This is a genomic window from Saccharopolyspora sp. NPDC000359, from assembly GCF_040300525.1.
Taxonomy (GTDB): domain Bacteria; phylum Actinomycetota; class Actinomycetes; order Mycobacteriales; family Pseudonocardiaceae; genus Saccharopolyspora.
This window is the reverse complement of sequence record NZ_JBEPDU010000052.1, coordinates 1-26,555: the sequence shown is the minus strand read 5'-3', so window position 1 is coordinate 26,555 and position 26,555 is coordinate 1. Positions and strand designations below refer to the sequence as shown.

Sequence of the window (26,555 nt, the reverse complement as noted above, 5' to 3'; positions counted from 1 at the left end):
GCGGTGCGCAGGATCTTGCCCGTGAGCGGGGACGGGGCCTGCTCACGGTCGGCACCGTGAGCCGATCCGCGCACCGTGAGGCAGGTCCGATGGTCGATCACGCGCTTGGCCGCACCGCGGCGACGACTTCGCGAACGGGCCTGTGGGCCTGGCTGGTGGCGCACCGCGCCGTGCTCGGCGACGTCGGGTTCGTGCTGGTGCTGGCGGTGGCGCACGGCTTCGACCTGTCCATCGGGGAGTATCCACCGTGGATGGACTGGTGGTGGCCGCTGCTGGTGAGCGTGCCCGCCACCGCGCTGCTGGTGCTGCGGCGGCGGGCGCCGTGGACGGTGTTCCTGGTGATCCTGGTCGTCACCATCGCGCTGACCCTGCTCAAGCTCTACATCGGTGGTCTGAACCTGGCGATCCTGATCGCGATCTACTCGGTCTGCGTGCGCGGGTCGCTGGCCGTGTCGGTGGTGGCCGGGACGGTCGCGATGATCTTCCCGGTGACCCAGGTGGTGGTCTTCGAGCTGACCCCGGTGGAGAGCTTCCTACGGATCACCGGCGGGGTGGTCAACCTGGTGATGGTCATCGGGTGGGCGCGCACCATGCAGATCGGGCGGCAGCGCGCGGCGCAGCTGGAGCAGACCCTGACGATGCTGGACGAAGCGCGCGACCAGCTGGCCGCGGACGCGGCGGTGGTGGAGCGGGCCCGCATCGCGCGGGAGTTCCACGACATCGTCTCGCACAACCTGTCCGTGGTGGCCCTGCGGGCGGGCGTCGCCCGGGCGCTCATCGACCGCGACCGCGACCACGCGCGGCAGACCCTGCAGGAGCTGGAGCAGAGCTCGCGCAGCGCGCTGGGGGAGATGCGCAACCTGCTCAACGCGCTGCGCGACAGCAACTCCGCGGGGCGGGACCCGATGGACTGGCAGCCGACGCCGCGGCTGGACGGGGTCGACGCGCTGGTCGACTCGGTGCGCGGTGGCCGGGTGGAGTGGCGGTTCGACCGGCGCGGTCAGGTCCGCGAGCTCGGGCCCGGGGTGGAGATGACCGCCTACCGGATCGTGCAGGAGGCCATGACCAACGTGCTCAAGCACGCCGGGTCCGGGCGGGCGCGGGTGCTGCTGGACTACGGGCCGACCGCGCTGCGCATCGAGGTGACCAACCACCAGGGCACGGGGGAGGTACCGCTGGTGTCCCATTTTTCGGGACACGGGCTCATCGGTCTGCGGGAACGCGTTGCGCTGCTGGGCGGAACCTTGACCGCGCATCCGGTTTTGAACGGATTTCACCTTGAAGCCGTGCTACCGTGCGCGGAAAATTCGGACCTGGCCTGAATCGGAACTGGGCTGGCCCGGAGCAAGGAGGCCCGGCGTGGAAACTGAGGACACGACTGTCCTGGTGGTCGATGACCAAGCGATGATCCGCGCGGGACTGGTGGCGTTGCTGTCCAACGAACCGGGCCTGCGGGTGCTGGCCGAAGCGGCGGACGGCGACGCGGCCCTGGCCGCGGTCCGGCGGCGCCGCCCGGACGTGGTGCTGATGGACGTGCGCATGCCCGGCAAGGACGGCATCACCGCGGCGGCGGACATCCTCGCCGAGACCGGCGGCAAGACCGCGGTGATCATGCTGACCGTGCACGACCTCGACGAGTACGTCTACGCGGCGCTGCGCGCCGGGGCGAGCGGCTTCCTACTCAAGGACGCCACCCCGGAAGACCTGGTCAAGGCGGTGCGCACGGTCGCGGCCGGAGAGGCTTTGCTGGCCCCGCGGGTCACCAAGCGGCTGCTGCAGCGGTTCGCCGCCCTCGGCGTGCGCGACGCGCGCAGTGAGCTCAGCGTGCTCACCGAGCGGGAGCTGGACGTGCTGCTGGAGGTGGCGCGGGGCGGGTCCAACGCCGAGATCGCGCGCAACCTCGGGCTGGCCGAGCTGACCGTCAAGTCGCACCTGTACCACGTGATGCAGAAGCTGCACCTCAGTTCCCGCACCCAACTGGTGATCACGGCCTACGAAACCGGCCTGGTCTGCCCTGGTCAGGACAACGGCAACCTCCGCAGGGCCTCGGCCTGACGCGATTCCGGTGGAACTCGGACATCCGGTTTCCACTGGAGTCGCACTCCTCGCCCCCCGCACCCCGGCACGTCGTGGAACCACAGTTTCAACTGAAACTGTGAGCTCCCCAGACCCCAGACCCCAGACCCCAGACCCCAGACCCCGGACCTCGGGCTCCGAAGTCCGGGCACCGGTGCTCGGTGTTGGGGGCAGGGGTTGGTCTCGTTGCGGGGTGGTGGGGCCCGGGGCGGGGTTCGGGGTGGGGTGGCGGGGTCTAATGGGGACATGAGTTCTGCACTGCGCGTTGGTCTGGTCGGGTACGGGGTCGGGGGCGCGATCTTCCACGCCCCGCTGATCGCCGCGCACCCTTCGTTGCGGTTGTCCGCCGTGGTCACCTCGAATTCCGAGCGGCAGCAGCAGGTGCGCGCCGACCACCCGGGCACCGCCGTCGTCGACGACGTGGACGCGTTGCTGGCCCAGGAGCTGGACCTCGTGGTGGTGGCGAGTCCGAATCGGACTCACGTCGAGTTGGCCACCGCGGCGCTGGACGCCGGGTTGCCGGTCGTGGTGGACAAGCCGTTCACCCCGACCGCGATGGAGGGGCGGCGGCTGATCGAGCACGCCGCGGCCCGGGGGCAGGTGCTGACGGTCTTCCAGAACCGGCGCTGGGACAGCGACGTGCGCACCGTGGCCAAGCTCGTCGAGGAGGGCGAGCTGGGCCGGGTGCAGCGCTTCGAGTCGCGGTTCGAGCGCTGGTCGCCGACCCCGAAGCCGACCTGGCGCGACTCCGGCGGGGCGGAGGACGTCGCGGGCATCCTCTACGACCTGGGCAGCCACCTGATCGACCAGGCGCTGCAGCTGTTCGGCCCGGTCGCCGCGGTGTACGCCGAGATCGACCGCCGCCGGGAGGGGGTGCGGGCCGACGACGACTCCTACCTGGCCCTGACCCACGTGAACGGGGTCCGCTCGCACCTGTGGATGAGCAAGGTGGCGGCGCAGGCGGGCCCGCGCTTCCGGGTGCTCGGCGACCGCGCGGCGTTCACCAAGCACGGCCTCGACCCGCAGGAGGCGGCGCTGCGCGAGGGGCGCCTCCCGGTGGACGACTCCTGGGGCCGCGAACCGGAGGAGAGCTGGGGAGTGCTGGGCGCCGGGGACGACGCCCGCCGCGTCCCCAGCGAACCGGGCGACTACCTGGCGTTCTACGACGGGGTCGTCAAGTCCCTGCGCGAGGGCGCGCCGCCGCCGGTCGACCCGGCCGACGCGGTGGCGGTGCTGGACATCATCTCCGCGGCCCACCGCTCGGCAGCGGAGATCACCGTCGAGCGGTTGCTCTAGCGCGCGGCAGTGCTGACGTCCCCGGTTCCCGCCCGCGTGTGGTCGCGGTGGTCGTGTCCACTCGGGTGGCCTCAGCGGAACCCTCTCGGGTGAGTCGCCGGATGATTCACAGTTTCAGTTGAAACTGTACCGTCGGTCGATCGCGGGCGTGGGTGGAGGGCACCTCTCGCCGACTGAGCCGGTGCAGGGCGCGGGGCCCGTGAGCGCTGGGAGCGCTCACGGGCGTTGGGTCAGAAGCGGTAGCTGCGGGCCACCGCCACGAGGTCGCCGTCCTCCCGGGTACCCGCTTCGACGTCCGCTGGTCTGGGGCGGAAGCCGGGGGCTTCGGGGAGGGTGCGGGTCTCGTCGACCGCTGTCACGCGGACCTGGTCACCTCGGGTGCGTAAGGAGATGTCGACGCCTTCCGGGGGGAGGTCGCGGAAGCGGATCTCCCCGGGCCAGGTCGCCGTCCGGGTGCCCGAGACCTGGACCGGGCGCGGTGCGCCGCCGGGGAGTCGGGCGGTGACCTCGGTGATCGGCTGGTCCACGCGCAGCACCACCGACCGCGCTCCGCGCGGGGAGGAGACGTGCAGGTTCGTGGTGTCGCCGCTGCGGGTTCCGGTCACGCGCGGTCCCTCGACGGCCAGCGGCTGGGCGGGTCCGGTCCACAGCGAACCGCGCGCGTAGCCGGGTGGGAGGCCGTCGGTGTTCCGGGTGCGCACGTACTGCGCGGTCCACTCGGTGGGGTTGGTCTCGGCGCTGACCCAGCTCGCGGTGCCGGTGTCGGCGTCCAGCACGTAGGCGAGGTGCGACCGGCGCGGGTGCTGCGCGTCGAACTGGTCGACGGCGAGTCCGCTCAGGACGAGCGCGATCGTCGTGCCGAGCGCCGTGGACACCACTGCGACGGCCGATCGGCGGGAAAGCGCGCGTTCGGGTAGGAAGGCCTCCCCCAACGGGACCAGAAAGAGTCCGAAGAGGACGATCAACACCGCGGTCGCCCCGCCCAACGCCAGGCCCATGCCGTTGAAGATGGTGCGTGCCACCGTCGGCACCACCATCGCGGCCACTGCGGCGGCTCCGGCGACCGCGATGGCGGACCACCTGGGCCAGACCACCGCCAGGATGAGGCCCAGCGCTCCGGCCAGCGCTGGCACGGTGCAGACGAACGCGGCGCCAGGGGCGGTGAAAGCGCACGCCACCCCTGCGGCCGTGGGCCAGGTCAGTGCCCCGAGGGCGAGCGCGGCGGGCCCGAGTCGGGAGCGCAGCGCCAGGTACCAGCCGATCAGCACGGTCGCGGTGAGCGCGGCGAGGGCGAGCAGGAAGGCCAGCGGCCGGTGCAGCAGACCGTTCATCAGGTCGTAGTCGGGTCGCACTGCGACCAGCAGGGACCACAGCGCTTGCGCGAGCACGGCTGAAACCACGACCGGAACGAGCGCGGCCAGCGCGCTCAGCAACGTCCGCGGCAACGTGATCAACCTGCGGTAGCGCGCCAGCACCACGGCTCCCACCAGCAGCAACGCGCTCAGCAGGGCCAGTGGCAGCACAGCTGTGCTGGGGTAGGAGACGAACAGGCCGAGCGCGCGGAAGTAGACCAGGTCGTGGTCCGCGCGCAGGTCCGCGAGGTCGGCACCGCCGAAGGCGCGCGTCAGGGCCAGCATGTTCTCGCCCTGGTGCTGGAGGCTGCCCGGGTTGAGGTGGGCGATCGTGTCGCTGGCCGTGTGGTACCGCGACGACCCTTCGAGGTAGGCCGAGTTGAGGCCGGCGAACCCGGCTGCGGTGAGGTCGGTGAAGTCGGTGCCGTTCGGCATCAGCCGGTACATCTCGACCGTGGAGGAGTCGCCGCGCGGGTGCTCGACGGCGTCGGCGAACACCTCGACCAGGCGCGCGTTGTCCGGGCTCGTCTCGAACATCAGCGACGGGCCGTCGACGCCGCGCGCCTCCCAGTTCAGCACCACCCCGCCGCGAGCGGCCAGCGGGTGCTCCCGGGCGAAGACCTCCGCTCCGAGCGAGCCGTCCTCCTCGCCGTCGGTGATCAGCAGTGCGAGGTCGTTGCGCAGCGGGCCGCTCTCCCGCAGCGCCCGCACCACCTCCAGCATCGCGGCCACCGAGGCGCCGTCGTCGGACGCCCCCGGACCGACGCCCGCCGAGTCGTAGTGGGCGGCGAGCAGCACCGTGCCCGTCGGGGCGGTGCCGGGCAGGGTGGCCACCACGTTGTCCACCTGGCCGAAGGTCGCAAGCCCGGTGGCGGTGTGCGCGCCCAGCGAGCTCTGGACCTCCACCTGCAACCCTTGGTCGCGCAACCGCTGGACCAGGTGGTCACGCGCCCGGTCGGCGGCTGCGCTGCCCATCGGACGCGGCTCGGTCGCGAACTGCCCCAGCTCGGCGACGGCCCGCTCGGCGCTGAACTCCCCGGCGGGCGCGGTCGGGTCGGGTTGCTGGACGCTCGCCTCGCCGAGCACGGACACCACGAGCACCACCAGCACGGCCAGGAGCCCGGGTACCCGGAACCGCTTGCTGATCAACTTTCCGTTCACAGCGCGAGAAGCTACGGGCGCTGCGGGTGCGGCGTAATGCGGTGCGCTGCACAGTTGGGGTGCGGTTGTCCGCAGGGCGCGCTCGCCGAGTTGCGAACCAGCTCGGGCGTCCCACGCTGGACGGCGGGGTGCCGAGCGCGAAGGAGCCGCGGATGAGCAGCGAGATCAGCGTCGAGACCGGAAGCGCGACGTGGACCACCGCCCCGGCCGTGACCGAGCACCTCGAGCGGGCGGAGCTGACCGACCTGCAGTTCTGGTGGCGGGCCGCCAACTACCTCTCCGTCGGGCAGATCTACCTGATGGACAACCCGCTGCTGCGGGAGCCGCTGCGCCCCGAGCACGTCAAGCCCCGGTTGCTGGGGCACTGGGGCACCACGCCCGGGCTGAACTTCGTGTACGCCCACCTCAACCGGGCGATCCGGGCGCGTGAACTGGACATGATGTACGTGATCGGACCCGGCCACGGTGGCCCCGGACCGGTCGCGGCGGCGTGGCTGGAGGGCACCTACAGCGAGGTCTACCCGGACGTCGCGCAGGACTACGAGGGGCTGCGGCGGCTGTTCACCCAGTTCTCCTTCCCGGGCGGGATCCCCAGCCACGTCGCGCCGGAGACGCCGGGGTCGATCCACGAGGGCGGCGAGCTCGGTTACTCGCTGTCGCACGCGCACGGTGCGGCGTTCGACAACCCCGACCTGGTCGTGGCGTGCGTGGTCGGCGACGGCGAGGCCGAGACCGGTCCGCTGGCCACCAGCTGGCACGCCAACAAGTTCCTGGACCCGGTCACCGACGGCGCGGTGCTGCCGATCCTGCACCTCAACGGCTACAAGATCGCCAGCCCGGCGGTGCTGGCGCGCATCCCCGACGACGAGCTGCTCAGCCTGCTGCGCGGCTACGGCTACGAGCCCTACGTGGTCGCCGGTGCGGTGCCCGAGGCGATGCACCACCTGTTCGCCGCGACGCTGGACCGCTGCCTGGACGAGATCCGCGCGATCCACCGCCGGGCCCGCCGGGACGGGTGGACGCAGCGGCCGCGCTGGCCGATGATCGTGCTGCGCACCCCGAAGGGCTGGACCGGTCCCTCCACTGTGGATGGCCTGCCGGTGGAGGGGTCGTGGCGCTCGCACCAGGTGCCGATCAGCGACCCGCGCTCCAACCCGGAACACCTGCGCCAGCTGGAGACCTGGTTGCGCAGCTACGACCCGGCTGCGCTGTTTGACTCCGACGGGGCACCGGTGCAGCGCATCAAGGACCACAACCCGACCGGTGACCGGCGGATGAGCGCCAACCCGCACGCCAACGGCGGACTCCTGCTGCGGGCGCTGCGGCTGCCGGAGTTCCGGGACCACGCGGTCGCGGTCGACGAACCCGGGGCGACCACCGGGGAAGCCACCAAGGTGCTCGGCGGGTTCCTGCGCGACGTGCTGCGCCGCAACGCCGAGCAGCGCAACTTCCGGGTGTTCGCGCCGGACGAGAACAACTCAAACCGGCTCGGCGCGGTCCTCGAAGCCACCTCCCGCGCCTGGGCTGCCGAGACCGAACCGGACGACGACGCGCTGGCCCCGGACGGCCGGTTGATGGAGGTGCTCTCCGAGCACACCTGCCAGGGCTGGCTGGAGGGCTACCTGCTCACCGGCAGGCACGGGTTCTTCTCCTGCTACGAGGCCTTCGCGCACATCGTGGACTCGATGGTCAACCAGCACGCCAAGTGGCTCAAGGTCAGCCGCGGGCTGTCCTGGCGACCGCCGATCGCCTCGCTGAACTACCTGCTCACCTCGCACGTGTGGCGGCAGGACCACAACGGGTTCTCGCACCAGGACCCGGGGTTCATCGACCACGTGGTGAACAAGAAGGCCGAGATCGTGCGGGTCTACCTGCCGCCGGACGCCAACACCCTGCTGTCGGTGGTCGACCACTGCCTGCGCAGCCGCGACTACATCAACGTGGTGGTGGCGGGCAAGCAGCCCGCGCCGCAGTACCTCGACGTGGAGGCGGCGGTGGTGCACTGCACCCGGGGCATCGGGATCTGGGACTGGGCCAGCAACGACCAGGACGGCGAACCGGACGTGGTTCTGGCCTGCGCCGGGGACGTGCCGACGATGGAGGTGCTGGCCGCCGTCGACCTGCTCCGCGGGTACTTCCCGGACCTGCGGATGCGGGTGGTCAACGTGGTCGACCTGATGCGGCTGCAGGACGAGCGGGAGCACCCGCACGGCCTGTCCGACGCCGAGTTCGACAGCCTGTTCACCCGCGACCGGCCGGTGATCTTCAACTACCACGGCTACCCGTGGCTGATCCACCGGCTGACCTACCGGCGCCACAACCACGACAACATCCACGCGCGCGGTTACAAGGAGGAGGGCACCACGACGACACCGTTCGACATGTGCGTGCTCAACCAGATCGACCGGTTCAACCTGGCGATCGACGTGATCGACCGGGTGCCGCGGCTGGGGCCGGGCGCGGCCTACGCGCGGGAGGCGTTGCAGGCCAAGCTGATCGAGCACCGGCACCACGTGACGACGCACGGTGAGGACATGCCGGAGGTGCGGGACTGGAAGTGGTCGGCGCGATGAGGGTGCTGACCGTCAACGCGGGCTCCAGCAGCTTGAAGCTCGTGCTGCTGGACGACGACGAGGTGGTGGCCCACGAGCACCTGGAGCGCTGGGCGGGTGAGCCGGAGCCGATCCGCCGGTTCCTCGACGAGCACGGCGCCGACGCGATCGGGCACCGCGTCGTGCACGGCGGGAACCGGGTCGTCGCGGCGACGGTGGCCGACGACGACGTGGTCGACTACCTCAGGTCGCTGGTCGAACTGGCTCCGCTGCACCAGCCGCGCGCCTTGGAGGGTCTGCGCGTGGCGCGGTCGATCGCGCCGGGCACGCCGTCGGTGGTGTGCGTGGACACGGCCTTCCACGCCGGGCTCCCGCCAGCGGCTTCGACCTACGCGCTGCCCAGGGAGTGGAACCGCAAGTGGTCGTTGCGCCGCTACGGCTTCCACGGCCTCTCGCACTCCTACGCGGTGGTGCGTGGAGCCGACCTGGTGGGCCTGCCGCCGAACCAGGGCCGGGTGCTGAGCTGCCACCTCGGCGCGGGCGCGTCGATGGCTGCGGTGCGCGACGGCCGCTGCGTGGACACCACGATGGGCTTCACCCCGGAGGAGGGCCTGGTGATGAACACCCGCAGCGGCACGATCGACCCGGGCCTGATCGGCTACCTGATCAACACGAAAGGCGTTGCACCGCACGAGCTGTTCGACGAACTGGCGAAGCGCTCCGGCTTGGCGGGCCTGTCCGGGACGTCGGGTGACCTGCGCGACGTGCTGGCAGCCCGCGCCGAGGGCGACGGGGACGCGGCGGTGGCCTTCGACGTCTACCGGCGCAGCCTGGTGCGGTACGCGGGTGCGATGGTGGCCGTGCTCGGCGGTGTGGACCTGCTGGTGTTCACCGGGGGTACCGGAGAGCACCAACCGCCGGTGCGGACGGCGGTTTGCGGAGCGCTGTCGTTCGCCGGTGCGGCGGTGGACCGGGATCGCAACGAAGCGGCGTCCGGCGACGCGGACGTCACAGCCATCGGTGCGCCGGTGCGCACTGCGGTCGTCCAGGCGCGCGAGGACCTCGAAATCGCGCGCCAGACCCGAGCAGTCCTGGGTTGAACCGCCGCCGAACCACGCCAGGGGACCACGAATTGCGCCGCGTCCCGTGAAAACGCATCACCGCCGGGGAACCCGCCGCGCCGGATCGCACGGCCGGACGTCAGGACCTCCGGCTGGCGGAGTTCCACAGCACGCACTCCTCGCAGTAGCCGCCACCTGCTCGCCACCACTGGCAGCAGGTGGTCCGACGGGGCCACGGGTCGCGGTCGGGGGCGATGTCGAGCAGGTGCTCGCGGCCGGTGGCGGTGAGCAGTTCGCGGGCGGTGGCGATCGCGTCTCCGGGCAGGCCCGCCCGCTGTAGCCGCCAGAGCACGGTGCCCACCGAGCCGACCGGGTTGCCCCAGTACTCGTGGCTCCCCGGTGGCGGTCCGCCCAGCTCGTGCAGCGCTCGGGTCAGCGGTTCGAACGCCTCCGTGAGGTCCTGCCACCACTGCCGCGCGGTCACCACCTGCGACGTCCCCGGCCGGAGGGCGGACAACCGGCCCTCCGCGGTGACGGCCACGCGCAGGTCGCGCAGCACCGGGACGGGGGCGCCCAGGTGGAACTCCGGGACGGTGGCGCACGCCGCGAGCCAGCCGAACCGGAACGACACCAGCACGAGCCCGGCACGCCGGTGCTGGAAGCCGCCGCGCTCCTGCCACTCCGCGGCGCAGCGGGACAGCCACGGCCCGGTGGGGTCGCAGAACTCCGCCCACGGCACGGTGGGCAGGGCGGAGGAGGGCACCGTGCCCGGTCTGGGCAGCAGCCGGTCGCATTCCCGCACGCGTCCGGCCAGCACGGCCGGGGAGCACTCGAGCATGATCGCCACCCTACCGGCTACCCATGTCTGACCACTGTGGACACACAATTCGAGCCGGTGCCGCACGTCGCGGCGGCCTACCGCTGCGCCTGACTTGGCGCCTGCGGTTCGAGCGCGGGTGGTCGACGTGCTCCGGCCGCTGGACCCCAGCCACCACCGCGAGGTTGACCCACATCCGCCGCCGCACCACCCCACCGCGGTGAGGTGGCCGCAGCGGGGCTGCGGTGAGCCGCCGCAGCCCCACGAGCGGGTCACGCCACGTCGTCGCGCTTCTCCGCCAGCGGCGGCACCACGCGCATCGGCACCTCCCGCGCCCGGCCGTCCGCGCCGACCGCCTTGGGGCCGGTGGCCTGCGCCGCGATGGTGTCGATGAGCACCGGCCCGCCGGTGGACTGGGCAAGGTCCGCGGCGGCGAGCGCCTGCACCACGCGGAGCCCGTCCTCGCCCGAGGTGCGCGGCCGGGCGCCCGTGCGGATGCAGTCGACGAAGTGCTGGTCCTGGACCAGCAGCGGTTCGCGGAACGCCACGTGCGGCGAGACGATCTCGCCGGTCCGGTAGGTCACCGGCATCGCGTAGGAGTGGTCGGGGTCACCGGGGTTGCGCAGGTCCACGCCGGAGTCGTAGATCCGGATCCGGTCCTCGTCGAGGATGTCGTTGTAGATCGCCATCTTCCGGTCGCCGACCACCGTGACGCGGCGGACCTTCTGCGGGTTCAGCCAGCTCACGTGGATGTAGGCCGCTGCCGCGGAGCTCGCCATCTCCAGCCGCAGGTGCGCCACGTCGGCGTGCCGACCGCTCACGTTGTGCTGGGCCCACGCCGCGACCAGGCCGGGTGTGTCGTCCAGCAGGTAGGAGATGATCGACAGGTCGTGCGGCGCGAGGTCCCAGATGACGTTGACGTCGTGCTGGTAGAGCCCGAGGTTCAGCCGCGCCGTGTCGATGTAGAAGATCTTCCCGAGCTCCCCCGAACGGATGATCTCGCGCAGCTTGTGGACCGCCGCGTTGTGCACGAACGTGTGGCCGGTCATCAGCTGGAGGCCGCGCCGGTCAGCGGTCTCGACCAGTTCGTGCGCATCGCGCACGGAGGTGGCCAGCGGCTTCTCGACCAGGGTGTGCTTGTTCCACTTCAACGCCTGCGCCGCGATCTCGGCGTGCGTCGTCGGCGGTGTCGCCACGACCACGCCGTCCACGAGGTCGACGACGTCGGCCAGGCTCCGCGCCGGGATCGCCGACGGGAAGTTCCGCTGCGCCTCGGCCAACCGAGCCGGGTCCTCGTCGACCACCACCACGTTCACGCCGGGCAGCGTGCTCAGCACTCGAACGTGCTTGGATCCCCAATAGCCATATCCGACTACTGCTACCCATGTGGAATTACTCAATTCCATAACCCCCCCAGGTTGTGTGCTGCCGGTCGCGCCAATGCGATTCACCGCGACGAACCGCGAGCGGCCCGCGAATGTGCGCGCCGACCATAAACAAGTTGGGAGATCGACGGCGTTCTCGCCCGCGCACATCACTCGTCCGGTGGCAGATTGGTTCTCCTGCTGGCAGTTCGCCGCGCCGCGCCGATACGCTCGTTGTCACTGGGGGGTTCTTCAACCAACGCCGTGCGATCGCACCAGCGCTCAGTTCCGCTGTTGGAAAACCGTTTCGCGGTGGACTGCGGTCCTGGGGTCGGCAAGTCGGAGGCGTTGGCCGTCACGCGCGTGGCCCCGGGATCGATTTCGATCCCTGGCGGCGAGCGCGCCTGCACGTTGCTCCGGCACTGGAGCTCGCCGTGCGGTGTTCGAACTCCTCGCGCCACAGCAGCACGAGCACGAGGTGACCGATGACTGTTCCGCACAAACCCATTCCGTTCCTGGACCTCAAGGCGTTCCACGCGGAGTTGCAGGACGAGCTCGACCTGGCCTGGAAGTCGGTCGTGCAGCACGGGAACTTTTTGGGCGGTCCGGACGTCGACCGGTTCGAATCCGAGTTCGCGCGCTACTGCGAGGTCGCGAACTGCGTCGGTGTCGGCAACGGGACCGATGCGCTGGAACTGGTCCTGCTGGCGATGGGGATCGGTCGTGGTGACGAAGTCATGGTCCCGGCCAACACGTTCGCCGCCACCGCGGAGGCGGTGTGCGCGGTGGGCGCGCGGCCGCGGTTCGTCGACGTCCTCCCGAGCACCTTGCTCGTGGACCCGGATGCCGTTGCGGCGGCGGTCAACCCGCGGACCGCGGCGGTGATCGGGGTGCACCTGTTCGGGCAGGTGGTGGACGTGCGGCGGTTGGCTTCGGTGGCCGCCCGCCACGGCCTGGCCTTCATCGAGGACGCTGCCCAGGCGCACGGCGCGCGGTTGGGCGGCAGGCGCGCGGGAAGTGTCGGCCACGCGGCGACGTTCAGCTTCTACCCCGGCAAGAACCTCGGTGCGCTGGGGGACGGGGGCGCGGTCGTGACCAACGACCCGGCGCTGGCCGACCGGGTCAGGCAGCTGGCCAACCACGGCCGGTCGGCGAACGATCGGTACCGGCACGAGGTTTCCGGTCGCAACAGCCGGTTGGACAGCATCCAGGCCGCGGTGCTGCTGGCGAAGCTGCCGAGGTTGGAGCACGACAACGAGCGGCGGCGCTCGGCGATGGCCCGCTACCGCGCCTGGCTGCCGGAGTGGTGCGCGCCGGTCGCGGTCACGCCCGGCTCCGCGCCGGTCCACCACCTCGCGGTGGTTCGCACCGCCCAGCGCGCGCGGATCACCGAGGCGCTGACCGCAGCGCAGATCGGGTGGGGTGTGCACTACCCGGTCCCGTGCCACCAGCAACCCGCCTTCGCGGACTTCGGCGAGCACCTGCCGGTGGCTGAGCGGGCGGCTGGCGAGGTCCTGTCCCTGCCGATGTCCCCCGTGATCAGCGACGGCGAGGTGGCACGGGTCTGCGAGGTCCTGCGGGGAGTGCGGCCATGACCGACCTGCGCGAGGCCACCTTCGTGCCGACGGGTGACCGCGTCCTCGAGCGGGGAGCGGTCCGGCGGGCACCCGCGGTCCCTCGTAAGTCCACATCGGACGAACTGCTGCGTCGCGCGGTGGACGTCCTGCTGGCGACCGCTGTGCTGGCCGTGCTGGCCGTGCCGATGCTGCTGATCGCGGCCTGCATCCGAGTGAGCAGCCGTGGCCCGGCGCTGTTCCGCCAGCAGCGCGTCGGCCTGAACGGCCGGACGTTCACCTGCTACAAGTTCCGCACCATGCGGGTGGGTGGTTCCGACGCTGCCCACCGCGACATGATCGCCCGGGAGCTGCGCGGCGAGGACACCAAGGTCGACGGCAGCTGCAAGCTCCACGCCGATCCGCGCGTCACCCGCGTCGGGGCCTGGTTGCGCCGCACCAGCATCGACGAGCTGCCGCAGCTGATCAACGTGCTGCGCGGCGAGATGGCGCTGGTCGGCCCCAGGCCGTGCCTGGAGTGGGAGGCGGAGATGTTCCCGCCGGAGTTCCACGACCGCTTCGCGGTGCTGCCGGGGCTCACCGGCCTGTGGCAGGTCTCCGGGCGCAGCACGATGGGCACCCTGGACATGCTCCGGCTCGACGTCGAGTACGTGCGGCGGCGGACCACGTGGCTGGACCTGAAGGTTTTGGCGAGCACCTTGCCCGCGCTGCTGCGCGATGACGGCGCCCGGTGATCCCGCGGGAACCGACGGCGCCGTCCGCTGACTGGAGATTTCGATGACCACGTTGTTCGTCGCCACCACGGGTGGCCACCTGACCCAACTCACCGGCTTGGCCGACCGCGTCCCACCCGCGGGCGAGGCGCTGTGGATGACCCAGTCCAACCCGCAGAGCAGCTCCCTGCTCGCGGGGCGGGAAGTCGAGTTCATCCACGAGGTCAGCAGCCGTGACCTGTGGGGCGTGCTGCGCTGTCTGCCCATCGCGCACCGGGTGTGGCGCCAGCGCAGGCCAGCGCGCGTGATCTCCACCGGCTCGGGCGTCGCGGTGGGCGTGCTGCCGTACTTGGCGCTGCGCGGCGCGGAGTGCCACTACATCGAGAGCGCGACGAGGGTGCGGGGGCCGTCGCTGACCGGGCGCATCCTGCGCTGGGCGCCGCGGGTGCGGGTCTACACCCAGCACCCGCACTGGGCGCGCGGGCCCTGGCACTACGGCGGCAGCCAGTTCGACCGCTACCAGGCGGTGCCCCGCACGCCCCGGACCGGTGACCGCATCCGCGTCGTGGTCACGGTCGGCAGCTCCCGGTTCCCGTTCGCGCGCCTGGTCGAGTCGCTGGTCCCGCTGCTGGCCGAGGACGGTGCGCTACAGCGCGCCCTCGGGCGCCCGGTGGACGTCCTGTGGCAGACCGGGGCCAGCGAGGTGGGTGGCCTGCCCATCCGCCCGGTCCCGCTGCTGCCCGCTGCCGACCTCGCCGCCGCGATGTCCACAGCGGACATCGTGGTCTGCCACGCCGGGACCGGATCGGCCATCACGGCGTTCGAGGCGGGCCGGTCGCCGGTCGTGGCCGCGCGGGCGAAACGGTTCGGTGAGGCGGCCGACGACCACCAGCGCGAGCTGGCCGACGAGCTGGATCGCAGGGGCCTGGCGCGGCACCGCGACCCCGACGCCATCGCGGTGGACGACCTGGTCGCGGCACTGTCCACATCGGTCCAGCGCAGGCAGGCGCCACCGTTCGAGCTGCGCTCGCGGTCCAGTTGGAGGAAGTCATGACCACGATCGCGCCCATCGACACCGTCGACCCGCGCACGGACGACCGCTGGCGCGAGCTGGCCGCCGGGGAGCACGGCGACCTGTTCACCTCGCCGCCGTGGATCGACGCGGTCTGCGCGACCTACGGGTTCACCCCGCTCGCCCGGGTGCTGCTGGACACCGACGGCACGCCGAGCGGCGGCCTGGCCTGGGTCCCGATCTCGGACGTCCGGGGGGACCGGCTGTGCAGCCTCCCGTTCTCCGACTGGGCCGACCCGGTCGCGCCCGACCCGGCGACCTGGAACGCGCTGGTGGACGGTTTGATCACGCCGGGGACCAGGTTGACCCTGCGCTGCCGGCGGGTGGCGGCTCCGGTGGCGGACCCGCGGCTGCGGGTCACCGGGGAGAGGCTCCGGCACACCACACGGATCGACGCGCCGGTCGACGACCTGCACCGCAGGATCGACGGCACCGCCCGGCGCAACATCGCCAAGGCCGAGCGCTGCGGCATCCGGATCGACGCCGTCCGCGACATCAGCGGCGTGCAGCAGTTCACCGAGCTGCAGGTGGGCCTGCGCAAGCGGAAGTACCGCATGCTGGGCCAGCCCCCGGAGTTCTTCGAGAACATCTGGGAGCGGTTCAGCGCCGACGACGCCGTGGTGACCATGCTCGCCCGGCTCGGCGGCGAAACCGTGGCGGGAGTGGTGTTCCTGGTCTGGAACGGGGTCCTGCACGGCAAGTTCGCCGCCTCCCGACCCGAGTACCTGCACCTGCGCCCCAACGACGCGATCTTCTGGGCGGGCATCCGCTGGGCCGCCCAGCACGGCATGCACCTCGTCGACTGGGGCGCGAGCGACCTGGACCAGCCGGGCCTGGTCCGGTTCAAGCGGAAGTACGCCACCGGCGAGGAGCGCGTCGTCGCCCTGCGGTCCGCGGGCGAGCCGTCGCGGGCGCAGGTCGAGGCGACGCGGGTCCTCGGCGACATCACCTGGCTGCTCACCGACGAGTCGGTGCCGGACGAGATCACCAGCCGGGCCAGCGCGGTGCTCTACCGGTACTTCTGCTGATCCACGAGGCAAGTCCGCGGGCGAGCTGCCCGCACGAAGAGGGGGACACATGATCGTCAACTCCAGCCACCGCGTGGTCATCGTCGGGCAGGGCTACGTGGGCCTGCCGCTGGCGATGCGCGCCGTCGCGGTCGGCTTCGACGTGGTCGGCTTCGACACCGACAAGAACCGGATCGACCTGCTCGGCCGGGCCACCACGTTCATCGACGACGTGGGCGACGCCGAGCTGGCCGCGGCGCTGGCCACCGGCCGGTACCTGCCCACCAGCGACCACACCGCGATGGCGGGGTTCGACACGGCCGTGGTCTGCGTGCCGACACCGCTGCGCGACGGCGCCCCGGACCTGGACTGCATCGAGGAGGCCGCGCGGACGTTGGCCGGGCACCTTCGGCCGGGCTGCTGCGTGATCCTGGAGTCCACCACCTACCCGGGCACCACCGACGAGATCTTCACGCCCATCCTGGAGGCGGGGTCCGGGCTGCGCGCGGGCGAGGACTTCACCGTCGGGTACAGCCCGGAGCGCATCGACCCGGGCAACCCGACCTGGCACCTGCAGAACACCCCGAAGATCGTGTCCGGTGTGGACGAGGGGTCGCTGCGCGCCGTGCAGGCGTTCTACGACCAGCTGGTGGAGCGCACCGTACCGGTGCCGGGCACGCGCGAGGCGGAGCTGACCAAGCTGCTGGAGAACACCTTCCGGCACGTCAACATCGCGCTGGTCAACGAACTGGCCATGTACTGCCACGGGTTGGGCGTGGACGTGTGGTCGGTGATCGACGCGGCGGCCAGCAAGCCCTTCGGGTTCATGCGGTTCACCCCGGGGCCGGGCGTGGGCGGCCACTGCCTGCCGATCGACCCGTCGTACCTGTCCTGGCAGGTCCGCCGCTCGCTGGGGCGGACGTTCCGGTTCGTCGACATCGCCAACGACATCAACGACCACATGCCGGACTACGTGGTGGCGCGGGTCGTGGAGCACCTCAACCGGCGGCGCAAGGCGGTCTGCGGGAGCAGGGTCCTGCTTGCGGGGCTCTCCTACAAGCCCAACTCGTGCGACGCGCGGCACTCCCCGGCGATGGAGGTGGCCAAGCGCCTGCACGAGCTGGGTGCCGAGCTGCTCGCGGTCGACCCGCTGGTCGACGAGGCGGATGTCCCGGTGGGGGTGACGGTCGTGCCGTGGCTGCCCGAGCACGTGGAGGAGGCCGACCTGGTCCTCGTCCTGACCGACCACGACACCTTCGACTGGTCCTTGCTGGAGCGCCACGCGGACCGGGTGTTCGACACGCGCAACCGGCTGCGCACCGGTGAGGTGGAGCGGTTGTGAGCCCGCCGGACCTCCGGCGGCGCGGTGGCGCGCAGGTGCGGCGGCCGCTGCTGATCGCGGGACCGCTTCGACGGCCGTTGGCGTTCGTCGCGGGCGCGTGCCTCCTGGTCCTGCTGGCGCTCAGCTTCCGCTACGCAGGGGGCACCGCGCCGAGCGGTTTCGACCTCGCCGTCGAGCAGTGGTTGCGAGCACGCGTCGGGGACGGCCACCTCGGCCTGCTGCACGAGATCGGCGAACTCGGGAACCAGCGACCCGCGCTGGTGGCGATAGCCCTGGCCTGCGGTCTCGGGTACCTCAGCGGTCGGTGGGCACCACTGCTGCTCCCGGCGATCGGGCCGCCAGCGGCGATCATCCTCAGCCAGCTGCTGAAACCGCTGGTCGGCCGCACCATCAACGACTACTGGGCACTGCCCAGCGGGCACACCACCACGGTGGTCGCCCTCCTGACCGCCGTGGCCGTGATCTGGTCCCACCGCACGAGCCGGACCATCAGGGTCCTCAGTGGACTGATGTGCGCCGGGCTCGGCTGCGTGGCGGTCGCCATGGTCACGTCCATGGTCCTGCTGGGGCTGCACCACGCCTCCGACATCGTGGCTGGCGGGTGCTTGGGATTCGCGGTGGTGGTCGCGGTGGCCCTGGCGCTGGACCACCTGGACCGGCCGATCCCCGCTGGGGGCGGTTGACGACTGCAAGGACACCCGCCGACCGGGCTCGACCAGGTCTGCGACGTTGTGAAAGGCACGCGAACATGACTGATCTGCACGACTCCGTCTCGAAGAACGGACGTCCGAGCTCGCCCGCGGACACCTGGGGCGCGGCCGCGTGGGGCGCGGGCAACGCCGACCGCGCACCGGTGCCCCTCCCGCGACGACTGGTGGGGAGGCTCGTCGCCATCGCGGTCGCGATCGTGCTGGCGGGCACCGGAATCGGTCTGGCGAGCGCCTTCGTGCTCCCGGCGCAGTACGCGGCCCGCGCCGAGATCCTCTACGAGGTCAGCGCGGAGAAGCCGTCCAAGTTCCTCCGCCAGGACCGCGGCCTGACCACCCAGCTGGTGACGCTGCGCAGCAGGCAGGTGCTGGAGCCGGTGGCCGTGGGCGAGCACCTGCGGGTCGAGGACCTGTCCGAGCTGGTCTCGGTGTCGGTCCTCGACGACAGCGAGGTCATCCAGGTGGAGGCGCGAGGCAACTCCCGGGAGACGGCACTGCGGCGCTCGAAGGCGGTCATCGACAGCTACCTGCTGGCGGCGCAGCGCAACAGCGACTCCGGCGCGGGGGAGTACCTGCGCGACCAGCTGGGCGCCGTGCAGCACGAGTTGGCGGCGGCGCGGGCCGGTCAGTCCACCACCGCCGCGGCCCTGGCCGACCGGGAGCAGCAGTTGCTGGCCGAGGTCGACAAGTTCAACGCCGAGCAGAGCGCGGGGCCGCGGCTGCTCACCCAGCCGTACCAGGTCGACGACCAGGTCAGCCCGCGGCCGTGGTTCACCGCGGTCACCGGTGCGCTGGCCGGGCTCCTGGTGGCGGCCGGGGTGGTCGCGGTGGTGGCCCGTCGCTGGACCAGTCGGTGAGGTGCTCCGCATGACCGGCACCCGCCAGTCCGACCGCGCCACCGGGACGGCCCGCCGCTCCGCCCTGGTGGCGGGCGGCACGCTGATCAGCCGGCTGTCCGGGGTGGTCCGCATCGCGGTCATCGGCGCGGTGCTGGGGCCGACCTACTTCGCGAACAGCTTCGTCACCGCCAACTTCCTTCCAGCGCAGGCGTACTTGCTGATCGCGGGCCAAGCCCTCGCGCCGGTGATCGTCCCGGCCGTCGTCCGGGCGGTTGCGCAGCGCGGACCGGCTGGCGCCACCGCGCTCCTCGGGCGCGTCGGCGGGTTCCTCCTCGCCACGTCCGGGGCGATCACCGCACTGCTGGTGATCGCGGCCCCGCTGCTGGCGTGGGTCCTCACGATCGGCATCGCCGACCCGGTGGCCCGTGGCGCCGCGCAGGACCTCACGGTGGTGCTGATCCTCCTGGTCGCACCGCAGGTGGTGTGCTACACGGCGGCCGCGTTCGGGAGCGCGGCCCAGCAGGCGCGGGAGCGGTTCACATTGGCCGCGGTGGCGCCGGTGGCGGAGAACATCGTCGTGATCGGCGTGGTGCTGTTCGCCGGTGCGACCTGGGGCACCGGGCTGGAGGTCGGCGAAGTGCCCATGGCGTTCGTGCTGACCTTGGGCGTCGGCAGCACCCTCGCGGTCCTCGCGCACGCTGCTGCGCAGGTGTTCGGCGCGGCCCGGGCGGGGCTGGCGCTGCGCCCTCGGGTGCGGTGGCGGTCCGACCCGGAGGCGGCGGATGTCGCGCGGCGGCTCGGCAAGTCGGTGACGGTCGCGATCGCGCCGACCACGGGCCTGTTTCTGCTGGTGACGGCCGCGGCGACGGTGCCGGGCGGGAGCATCGTGGTGCAGACCGCGTACCTGGCCTTCGGTTGCTCGATGGCCTTGGGTTCGCGCGCGGTGTCCACAGTGGTCCTGCCGGGGATGTCCGCCGCGGTGGAGCGCGGCGACGGCGTGGGATTCGCGGTGGCGTGGCGGAAGGCGCTCAGCTACGTGGCGGTGACCGGCCTGCCGTCGCTGCTCCTGCTGGCCGCGCTGGCCCACCCGATCGCCGCGGTGCTGGCGCACGGGGAACTCCGCTCCGCCCTGCTGGTCGACCAACTCGCCGCCTGCCTGGTGGTGGTCGGGCTGGCCCAGCTGGTGGCCGGGGTGCACCAGATCGGCCGCCAGGCGTTGTACGCGCGGCTCGACATCGTCGGACCGCGGCGCGGCAGCCTGATCGCCCTCGGCGTCAGCTGCGCGGTCGTGGGCGGGGCCCTGCTGGTACCCCCCGGCCAGGCGCGGTTGGTGGTCCTCTGCGTCGCCCTGTTCGCCGGGGAGCTGGCCGGGGTGGTGCTGGTGCTGGCCAGGTTGCGCAGCGCGATGCGGGCCGAGCGGCTGGTCGACCGACCGGCGATCGCGGGTGCGCTGGCCGCAGCCGTCGCGATGGCCCCGGTCGTGGTCCTCGGGCGGTGGTTCCTCGAATCCCGCGGTGCGGACCAGGTCGGCACGGTCGTGGTGCTGGCGGTGTGCGGGCTGGTGGCGCTGGCGGTCTACGCGCTGGTGCTGCGAACAAGTGCGAACCTCTGGACAGGACGGACCTCATGACTGCAGCGACTTCCCTGCTCGCGGTCCACCCGACGCGCGTGCGCCGGGGCGCGGCAGCGCTGATCTCCGCGGCGCTGGTCGGACTGCTCAGCTTGCTGGCGGGGCCAGTGGCGCTCGGCGTGCTCGTCGCCGCCGCCGTGCTCGCCGCCGCGGCCCACCGCCCGATCTACGCCACTTACGCCTACCTGCTGCTCCTGCCGTTCACCGCAGGTCTTGGCCGCGACACGCTCATCCCGCTGGTGCGGCCGAACGAACTGCTGCTCGCCCTGGTGCTGCTGGGCGCTGCCGCGGGCGGCTACGCGCGGTTCCTGCGCGGCGCACCGGTGCGGATCCGACTGCGGCCACTGGATGTCCCGCTCATCGGCTTCGTGCTGCTGAGCACGGTGTGGCCGGTGGAATCCATGCTGTTGCGCGGTGTCCCGCCCGAGCTCGCCGACGTCATGGCCGTTGCGCCGGTGGCCAAGCTGGTCGCCCTGCTGGTGCTGGTGCGCTGCACCGTGCTGTCGGAAGCGCAGCTGGTCCGCTGCATGCGGCTGGTCCTGTGGACGGCGGCGGCGGTCGGGTTGGTCGCCGTGCTGCAGGTGCTGGGGGTCCAGCCGGTGGTGTCGGCGTTGACCTCGATGTGGGCGTCCGACGCCGGGTCCCTCCCGGAGCGCGGCACCTCGACGCTGGGTTCGTCGATCGCGACCGGGGACTACCTCATCATCGGCCTGACGCTGCTGGTGTCCGGCGCGATGCGCGGCCTCACCGGACGCCGGGAAGCGGTGGTGCTGGGCCTCGTCCTCGGCGCTGGTGTGCTCGCCTCCGGCCAGTTCTCCACGTGGATCTCCCTGGCGGTGGTCGGCGTCGTGGTGCTGCGCCGGGTCCCGGGCATCCGCCGGAAGGCGGTCAGGATGCTGCCGATCGCCGCCGTCGCGCTGGTCGTCGGCGCGCCCGCGCTGCTGAACCGGTTGTCGGACTTCGGCTCGGGCGGTGGCCTGCCGTCGAGCTGGCAGGGCCGGTGGGACAATCTCGTCCACTTCTACCTGCCGGAACTGGCGGATTCCGGCTTCCTGATCGGCATCTCGCCGAACTCGGTGCTGCGCGCCCCGGAGACCTGGCGCGAGGTGATCTACCTGGAATCCGGGTACCTGCACTTCCTGTGGGTCGGCGGCATCCCGTTGCTGCTCGGGTTCGCGTGGCTCTCGGTGGCGGTGCTGCGCGCAACGGCACGACTGCGTTCGCGCGGCGACGCGGTGGGGGCCTTCGCGACCACGTTGGAGGCGGCCTGGTGGGCGGTCCTGGTCCTGTCGGTCATCGACATCCACCTGGTGGTGCGAGGTGTCGGGGACCTGCTGTTCGTGCTGCTGGCGATCGTGTCGGCACGCGCGGTCCGGGAGCACCGCGCCGGTCACCGCCCCGTGCCGAACGCCGCCGTCCGTGCTGGGCGGGGACGGCGCCCGATGAGATGGCGAGGCTTGAGCTCATGGCCAACCTGATCCACCCGACTGCCGTCATCGGTGCCGGGGTCGAACTCGGTGACGGCAACACGATCGGGCCCTTCGCGGTCATCCACGGTCCGACGGTGCTCGGCGACGGCAACTGGATCGGCTCGCACGCGGTGATCGGCACCGCGCCGGACTCGCGCACCGCCGAGCACCCGGTGGCCTGGCTGGGCGAGCTGGGAGAGCTGGCCGGGGTGCGGATCGGCGACCGCAACACGCTCCGCGAGTACGTGTCGGTCCAGCAGGGCACCCAGTGCCCGACCACCATCGCCGACGACTGCTACCTCATGCGCGGCAGCTACGTCGCGCACGACGCGCAGCTGGACCACGGCGTCACGTCCTCGGCGGGAGTGCTGCTCGCCGGGCACGTGCGGGTGTGGGCCCACGCCAACCTCGGCATGGGCGCGAAGGTCCGGCAGTTCGGCACGATCGGGCCCGGCGCCATGGTCGGGATGGGTGCGGCCGTCCTCCGGGAAGCTGACGCGTTCGCGGTCGTCGTTGGCGTCCCGGCCCGCCGAGCGCGGATCAACGACGTCGGCCTGAGCCGGCTGGGGTGCAGCGCCCGGCAGATCGACCTGCTGGAGGCCTACCTCGGGGGCGACGGCGAGCTGCCGGACGAGCTGCCGGGCGAGGTACCGCTGCTGCTCCGGCAGTGGGAGCGGCGGGCGCCGGTCACCACGTCAGCCAGGGCTTCTGCTTGAGCTGGGCCTGGACCCGGGAGATGTAGCCGAGGGCGGGCGGGGTCTTCCACTCGCCCGAGTAGTGCCACCCGGCGCAGCCCCACAGGTCGCCGGGTCGGTAGCCGTCCGCCAGGTAGGTCACCCAGCCCTGGAAGCAGCCGCGGAGCCCGGCCAGCGCGTAGTCGACGTTGAACGCGGTGTGCCGCTGGGAGGCGGGGTAGGAACCGGGGCGGAAGTAGTGCTTGATCTGGAGGATGCCGAAGCTCGTCGGGCACGGTGCCTGGTAACCGGCGGCGCAGTGCTTCGGGTCCTGCTCGTAGTCACCGACCTTGTGCTGGTACCAGGAGGTCTCCGCGGCGGCCATCGCGCGCACGAAGTCGACGTCGAAGCCCCACTTGCAGGCGCCCCACCACAGGATCTCATCGGTCGTCCCGGTGAAGTTCCCGTCGATGCGGGGCACGTACTCGGTGTTCACCCTGGGGTCCCAGAAGTCGTGCCATGCGGGCAGGGACACCGGGCCCGGGGTGGAGCTGTTGGCGGCAGCGTTGGCGGGGCGCTGTTCCCGGCCGGTTCGCGGCACGTGCTGCGCGCACTCGGCACCGGTGGGCAGCGGCTGCTCCGGGGGCAAGGTGGTGCCCATCGAGGCCACTCGCTGGTCCGGCACCCCGCGGTCGGGCGGGGGTGGTGCCGGTGCGTCCGCGCAGGCGGCCACCGCGACGAGGGCCGAGATCGTGACCACCCACCGGCGCAGCGCCCGCCCCCGCGCGCTCCCTCGGGTGGCCCCGCACGACGCAGTTCCGCACACGACTACCTCCCCGCACGCGAGCCCCGCCGCCGAAAGTAGCCCCACCAGCCCCGCCCTGCAGTCCTGCCACATCGCTGGCGGAGGGCGCGACTTCACCGGCACAGGTGGACTTCGCGGGGCGGATTCCTCCGCGCGCGGAACCGGTTCACCACACCTTCGGGTGCTGGTCGCGCGCGGAGCCGCTCACAGGCCCGCCAGCGCGGCGAGGCGGCGGAAGGAGTCGAGGCGGTCCGCCGGGTGGTAGGCCGTGGTGGTCACCAGCACCTCGTCCGCATCAGTGCGAGCGGCGAGGTCCGCCAGCTGGGCGGCGACCTCGTCCGGGGTGCCGTGCAACTGGCCCCGCAACGCCCGTTCGAACTGGGCGCGCTGGCGATCCGACATCTCCCGGGCCAGCACCCGCTCCGGCGGTTCGAGCGGCGGGAACTCGCCGTGCGTGCGCGAGTAGGCCGTCGCCCACGCCTCCGGCAGCAGCAGCCGCCGAGCCTCCTCAGCGGTTTCGGCGACGGCGACCGTCCGGGCGAGCACCACGTACGGTTCAGCGGCCTGCGCGGAGGGGCGGAAGTTCGCCCGGTACTCCGCGATGGTGCGGACCATCCGGTCGTCGCCGTGGACCGCCGCGATGACCAGCGGCAACCCGAACTCGGCAGCGGTGGCCGCCCCGGCGCCGGTGGCCAGTAGGAACACCGGCAGGTCCAAGCCCTGCGCCGGGACCGCCCGCACCCCGGGATGCGGGCCGGGCTTGCCTTCCAGGTAGCCCAGCAGCTCCGCGAGCTGGTCACCGAACTGCTCGGCCGCCTCCTTGCCCTGCCCCAGAGCCCGCCGGATGCCGTCGGTGAAGCCGAGGGAGCGGCCCAGCCCGACGTCGACGCGGTCCGGGAACAGCGACCCGAGCACGCCGAACTGCTCGGCCACCACCAGCGGCTGGTGGTTGGGCAGCATGACGCCGCCGGTGCCGACCCGGATCCGGCTGGTCGCGGTGGCGACGGCGGCGGCCAGCACGGTGGGCGCGGCCCCGGCGACCCCGGGCACGCTGTGGTGCTCGGCCACCCAGAACCGGTGGTAGCCGAGGTCCTCGACCTGCTGGGCGAAGCGAACGGTGTCCCGCAGCGCCTGCTGCGGGCTCAGCCCCAGTCCGACGTGCGAGCGGTCCAGCACGGAAAGTCTCACACCGGGCTCAACGCTGGCCGCTCCAGGAGATTCCCCACGGCTCAGCAGGTGCCGATCAGCCCGCCAGCTCACGCAAGCACTCCTCGAAGGCGGGCTCTCTCGGAGTTTCACAGTTTCAACTGAAACTGTAGGTGACCGGTGTGTCGGCCGCACGACACGCCGGGACATGTCCGAGCCTCCGCGACTTCCTCTGAGCTGATCTCGGTGAAGTCGCCTCGACGCGCCTCCGGCGTGTCGGGTCCCAACACGCCGATGGTGCGCAGTTTCAATTGAAACTGCGCCCGTACTCACTCATCTGCCGACGCGTCGCCACTCTTCCGCGCCCGAGGTCAATGGCATCTTTCACCGACCCGGTCGGCGGAAGATGCCCTTCGTCCACGCCGACGATCGGCGCTGGGAGACGCTGGAAGCGGCTTCGCCGCTTGCGCCCGGGTGCGCAGCCGGTCGGCCCGCACGCCCGTTCCGCCGAGGCCGGAGGCCGGGGTGGCTCATGGGGCGCTGGGGATCAGGAGCCAGAGGAGCAGGTAGAGGAGGAACTGCGGGCCGGGGAGGACGCAGGAGACCACGAAGGCCAGGCGGACCAGGCCGACGCGCCAGCCGAAGCGGCGGGCGATCGCGGTGCACACCCCGGCGATCATGCGTCCCTCGTGCGGACGTTCCAGATGGCTCATGCCCTCAGCCTGCGATCGGCCGAGGCATCGCGCACCTCGGGCCGCCGTGGCACGTTGATCCCGTGGAGTTCGAACAGGTCGCCCGCGAGCTGTGCACCGCCGATCCGGCCGGGTTCACCCCCGCCCGGGACCGGGAAGCGGCGGCGGCCAAGGAGCGCGGCGACCACGACCTCGCCGCCGCGCTCAAGAAGCTGCGCAAGCCCACCACCGCGGCGTGGGCGGTCAACCTGCTGGCCGCCCACGCCCCCGACGCGCTGGACACCCTGCTGGACCTGGGGGAGCGGCTGCGGTCGGCCCAGCGGGAACTGCGCGGCGACGACCTCCGCAGCCTCGCCCGCGAGCGCACCAGCACGCTGCGCGACCTCACCGGCCAGGCGGCAGCCCTCGCCGAGGAGCACGGCCACCCGCTGACCGAAGCAACCCGCCAGCAGGTCGAGCAAACCCTGACCGCCGCCCTCTCCGACCCGGAAGCGGCCCGCCAAGTCCAGTCGGCGACCCTCGCCAAACCCCTGGAGTACAGCGGGTTCGGCCTCGACGAGGTCGCCGCCGCGGCTATCCGGCGCACCGCGGAGAAGGCGGAACCAGCGGCGGCCGGTCGATCGGAGGAGGGCGGACGCCCGGGGAAGGAGGCAGGGCGAGCGGGAACGGCCGCTGGGCGGTCGACGAAGACCGGTCGACCGGTGAAGAAGGCGGGGCGGCAGGAGGAGTCTGAGCCGGAGAAGGCTGGGCAGGAGAAGGCTGGCCGGTCGGGCAGAACCGGTCGATTCGGGACGAAGTCCGAGCGGTCGGCGGTGAAGTCGGAACGACCGGCGGCGAAGGCCAAGCGGTCGGCGGGAACGGCCGAGCGGTCGGCGGGGACGGCTGAGCCAGCCGCTGGGAAACCCGGGCGACCGGCGAGGAAACCCGAAGCCGCCGCGGTGCGTGGCGGGCGACCGGCGAAGAAGAGCGAGCAGCCAGCGAAGCGGTCCGAAACGTCGGCGAAGGGGAGCACGCCAGCGGCGAAGGAGGCCGGGGCCTCGGGGAAGAAGGCGGAAGCACGCCGCACCCGGCTCCGCGCGGAGCTGCGGAGCAGCGACGAGCAGCTCGACGAGGCGGCGGACGCGCTGGAAGCCGCCGAGCGCGCGGAACGCGAGGCGGAGGAGCGGTGCGAGGAGCTCCGCGACGAGATCGACGCGCTGCGCGAGC

Annotated in this window: 22 protein-coding genes; 16 read left to right on the top strand and 6 right to left on the bottom strand. The window is 72.1% G+C overall.

The features are described 5' to 3' along the window. Window positions 1-89 precede the first annotated feature (89 nt). The 3 genes from ABT324_RS27200 to ABT324_RS27190 all read left to right on the top strand — a co-directional run bounded on the left by ABT324_RS27200 (window position 90) and on the right by ABT324_RS27190 (window position 3,372). A complete protein-coding gene (locus tag ABT324_RS27200; protein WP_351183202.1) occupies window positions 90-1,322 on the top strand; it encodes a sensor histidine kinase in 1,233 nt (410 codons plus the stop codon). A gap of 37 nt (window positions 1,323-1,359) precedes the next feature. Beyond that, entirely contained in the window at window positions 1,360-2,055 is a 696-nt protein-coding gene (locus ABT324_RS27195; protein ID WP_351183200.1) for a response regulator, read from the top strand. A gap of 267 nt (window positions 2,056-2,322) precedes the next feature. Beyond that, window positions 2,323-3,372: a Gfo/Idh/MocA family protein gene (locus tag ABT324_RS27190; protein ID WP_351183198.1), complete on the top strand. Its 1,050-nt coding sequence runs from the start codon at window positions 2,323-2,325 to the stop codon at window positions 3,370-3,372. Window positions 3,373-3,602: 230 nt separating this feature from the next. On the opposite strand, the gene ABT324_RS27185 is transcribed toward ABT324_RS27190, so the two are convergent. After that, the gene (locus tag ABT324_RS27185; protein WP_351183196.1) at window positions 3,603-5,885 is read right to left on the bottom strand and encodes a M20/M25/M40 family metallo-hydrolase; all 2,283 of its coding nucleotides are present in this window, start codon (window positions 5,883-5,885) and stop codon (window positions 3,603-3,605) included. A gap of 152 nt (window positions 5,886-6,037) precedes the next feature. Between ABT324_RS27185 and ABT324_RS27180 the strand changes: the two genes are divergently transcribed. Both ABT324_RS27180 and ABT324_RS27175 read left to right on the top strand, forming a co-directional pair. Next, entirely contained in the window at window positions 6,038-8,458 is a 2,421-nt protein-coding gene (locus tag ABT324_RS27180) for a phosphoketolase family protein (RefSeq protein ID WP_351183194.1), read from the top strand. After that, the gene (locus ABT324_RS27175; RefSeq protein ID WP_351183192.1) at window positions 8,455-9,537 is read left to right on the top strand and encodes an acetate/propionate family kinase; all 1,083 of its coding nucleotides are present in this window, start codon (window positions 8,455-8,457) and stop codon (window positions 9,535-9,537) included. Before ABT324_RS27180 ends, ABT324_RS27175 begins: the two co-directional genes overlap by 4 nt. 100 nt (window positions 9,538-9,637) lie before the next feature. Here ABT324_RS27175 and ABT324_RS27170 read toward each other — a convergent pair whose 3' ends face one another. Together ABT324_RS27170 and ABT324_RS27165 are read right to left on the bottom strand one after the other, a co-directional pair. Next, complete coding sequence (locus ABT324_RS27170; protein WP_351183190.1) at window positions 9,638-10,336, bottom strand: hypothetical protein; 699 nt, start codon at window positions 10,334-10,336, stop codon at window positions 9,638-9,640. 251 nt (window positions 10,337-10,587) lie between these two features. After that, entirely contained in the window at window positions 10,588-11,721 is a 1,134-nt protein-coding gene (locus ABT324_RS27165; protein WP_351183188.1) for a Gfo/Idh/MocA family protein, read from the bottom strand. A gap of 443 nt (window positions 11,722-12,164) precedes the next feature. Here ABT324_RS27165 and ABT324_RS27160 point away from each other — a divergent pair, with 443 nt between their 5' ends. From ABT324_RS27160 to ABT324_RS27115, 10 genes are all read left to right on the top strand, one after another. After that, window positions 12,165-13,274, top strand: coding sequence for a DegT/DnrJ/EryC1/StrS family aminotransferase (locus ABT324_RS27160; RefSeq protein WP_351183186.1), 1,110 nt, complete (start codon window positions 12,165-12,167; stop codon window positions 13,272-13,274). Continuing rightward, complete coding sequence (locus ABT324_RS27155) at window positions 13,271-13,987, top strand: sugar transferase (protein WP_351183184.1); 717 nt, start codon at window positions 13,271-13,273, stop codon at window positions 13,985-13,987. The genes ABT324_RS27160 and ABT324_RS27155 overlap by 4 nt, the downstream gene beginning before the upstream one ends. Before the next feature lie 43 nt (window positions 13,988-14,030). Next, entirely contained in the window at window positions 14,031-15,020 is a 990-nt protein-coding gene (locus ABT324_RS27150; RefSeq protein ID WP_351183182.1) for a glycosyltransferase, read from the top strand. Beyond that, on the top strand, window positions 15,017-16,066 hold the full coding sequence (locus ABT324_RS27145; RefSeq protein ID WP_351183180.1) for a GNAT family N-acetyltransferase: 1,050 nt from the start codon (window positions 15,017-15,019) through the stop codon (window positions 16,064-16,066). Before ABT324_RS27150 ends, ABT324_RS27145 begins: the two co-directional genes overlap by 4 nt. 49 nt (window positions 16,067-16,115) lie before the next feature. Next, window positions 16,116-17,387: a nucleotide sugar dehydrogenase gene (locus tag ABT324_RS27140; RefSeq protein WP_351183178.1), complete on the top strand. Its 1,272-nt coding sequence runs from the start codon at window positions 16,116-16,118 to the stop codon at window positions 17,385-17,387. Continuing rightward, window positions 17,384-18,070 carry a phosphatase PAP2 family protein gene (locus ABT324_RS27135; RefSeq protein WP_351183176.1) on the top strand — a complete coding sequence of 229 codons (687 nt, stop codon included), beginning with the start codon at window positions 17,384-17,386 and terminating at the stop codon, window positions 18,068-18,070. The genes ABT324_RS27140 and ABT324_RS27135 overlap by 4 nt, the downstream gene beginning before the upstream one ends. A gap of 65 nt (window positions 18,071-18,135) precedes the next feature. Beyond that, a complete protein-coding gene (locus ABT324_RS27130; protein WP_351183174.1) occupies window positions 18,136-18,951 on the top strand; it encodes a GumC domain-containing protein in 816 nt (271 codons plus the stop codon). A 10-nt stretch (window positions 18,952-18,961) separates the two neighbouring features. Next, entirely contained in the window at window positions 18,962-20,563 is a 1,602-nt protein-coding gene (gene murJ / locus ABT324_RS27125; RefSeq protein ID WP_351183172.1) for a murein biosynthesis integral membrane protein MurJ, read from the top strand. Then, window positions 20,560-22,041 carry an O-antigen ligase family protein gene (locus ABT324_RS27120; protein ID WP_351183170.1) on the top strand — a complete coding sequence of 494 codons (1,482 nt, stop codon included), beginning with the start codon at window positions 20,560-20,562 and terminating at the stop codon, window positions 22,039-22,041. Before murJ ends, ABT324_RS27120 begins: the two co-directional genes overlap by 4 nt. Continuing rightward, window positions 22,029-22,748 (top strand): UDP-N-acetylglucosamine acyltransferase, encoded by a 720-nt coding sequence (locus ABT324_RS27115; RefSeq protein ID WP_351183168.1) that lies wholly within the window; start codon window positions 22,029-22,031, stop codon window positions 22,746-22,748. Before ABT324_RS27120 ends, ABT324_RS27115 begins: the two co-directional genes overlap by 13 nt. Here the strand turns inward: ABT324_RS27115 and ABT324_RS27110 are convergent. The 3 genes from ABT324_RS27110 to ABT324_RS27100 form a co-directional block, all read right to left on the bottom strand. Continuing rightward, on the bottom strand, window positions 22,720-23,532 hold the full coding sequence (locus tag ABT324_RS27110; RefSeq protein WP_351183166.1) for a hypothetical protein: 813 nt from the start codon (window positions 23,530-23,532) through the stop codon (window positions 22,720-22,722). The two genes, ABT324_RS27115 and ABT324_RS27110, sit on opposite strands and share 29 nt — an antisense overlap. A gap of 183 nt (window positions 23,533-23,715) precedes the next feature. Beyond that, the gene (locus tag ABT324_RS27105) at window positions 23,716-24,699 is read right to left on the bottom strand and encodes an MsnO8 family LLM class oxidoreductase (protein WP_351183164.1); all 984 of its coding nucleotides are present in this window, start codon (window positions 24,697-24,699) and stop codon (window positions 23,716-23,718) included. A 488-nt stretch (window positions 24,700-25,187) separates the two neighbouring features. Then, the gene (locus tag ABT324_RS27100) at window positions 25,188-25,370 is read right to left on the bottom strand and encodes a PspC domain-containing protein (protein WP_351183162.1); all 183 of its coding nucleotides are present in this window, start codon (window positions 25,368-25,370) and stop codon (window positions 25,188-25,190) included. A gap of 62 nt (window positions 25,371-25,432) precedes the next feature. On the opposite strand from ABT324_RS27100, the gene ABT324_RS27095 reads away from it, so the two are divergent. Next, window positions 25,433-26,555: hypothetical protein (locus ABT324_RS27095; protein WP_351183160.1), on the top strand; the 1,123-nt coding region annotated here is incomplete at its 3' end.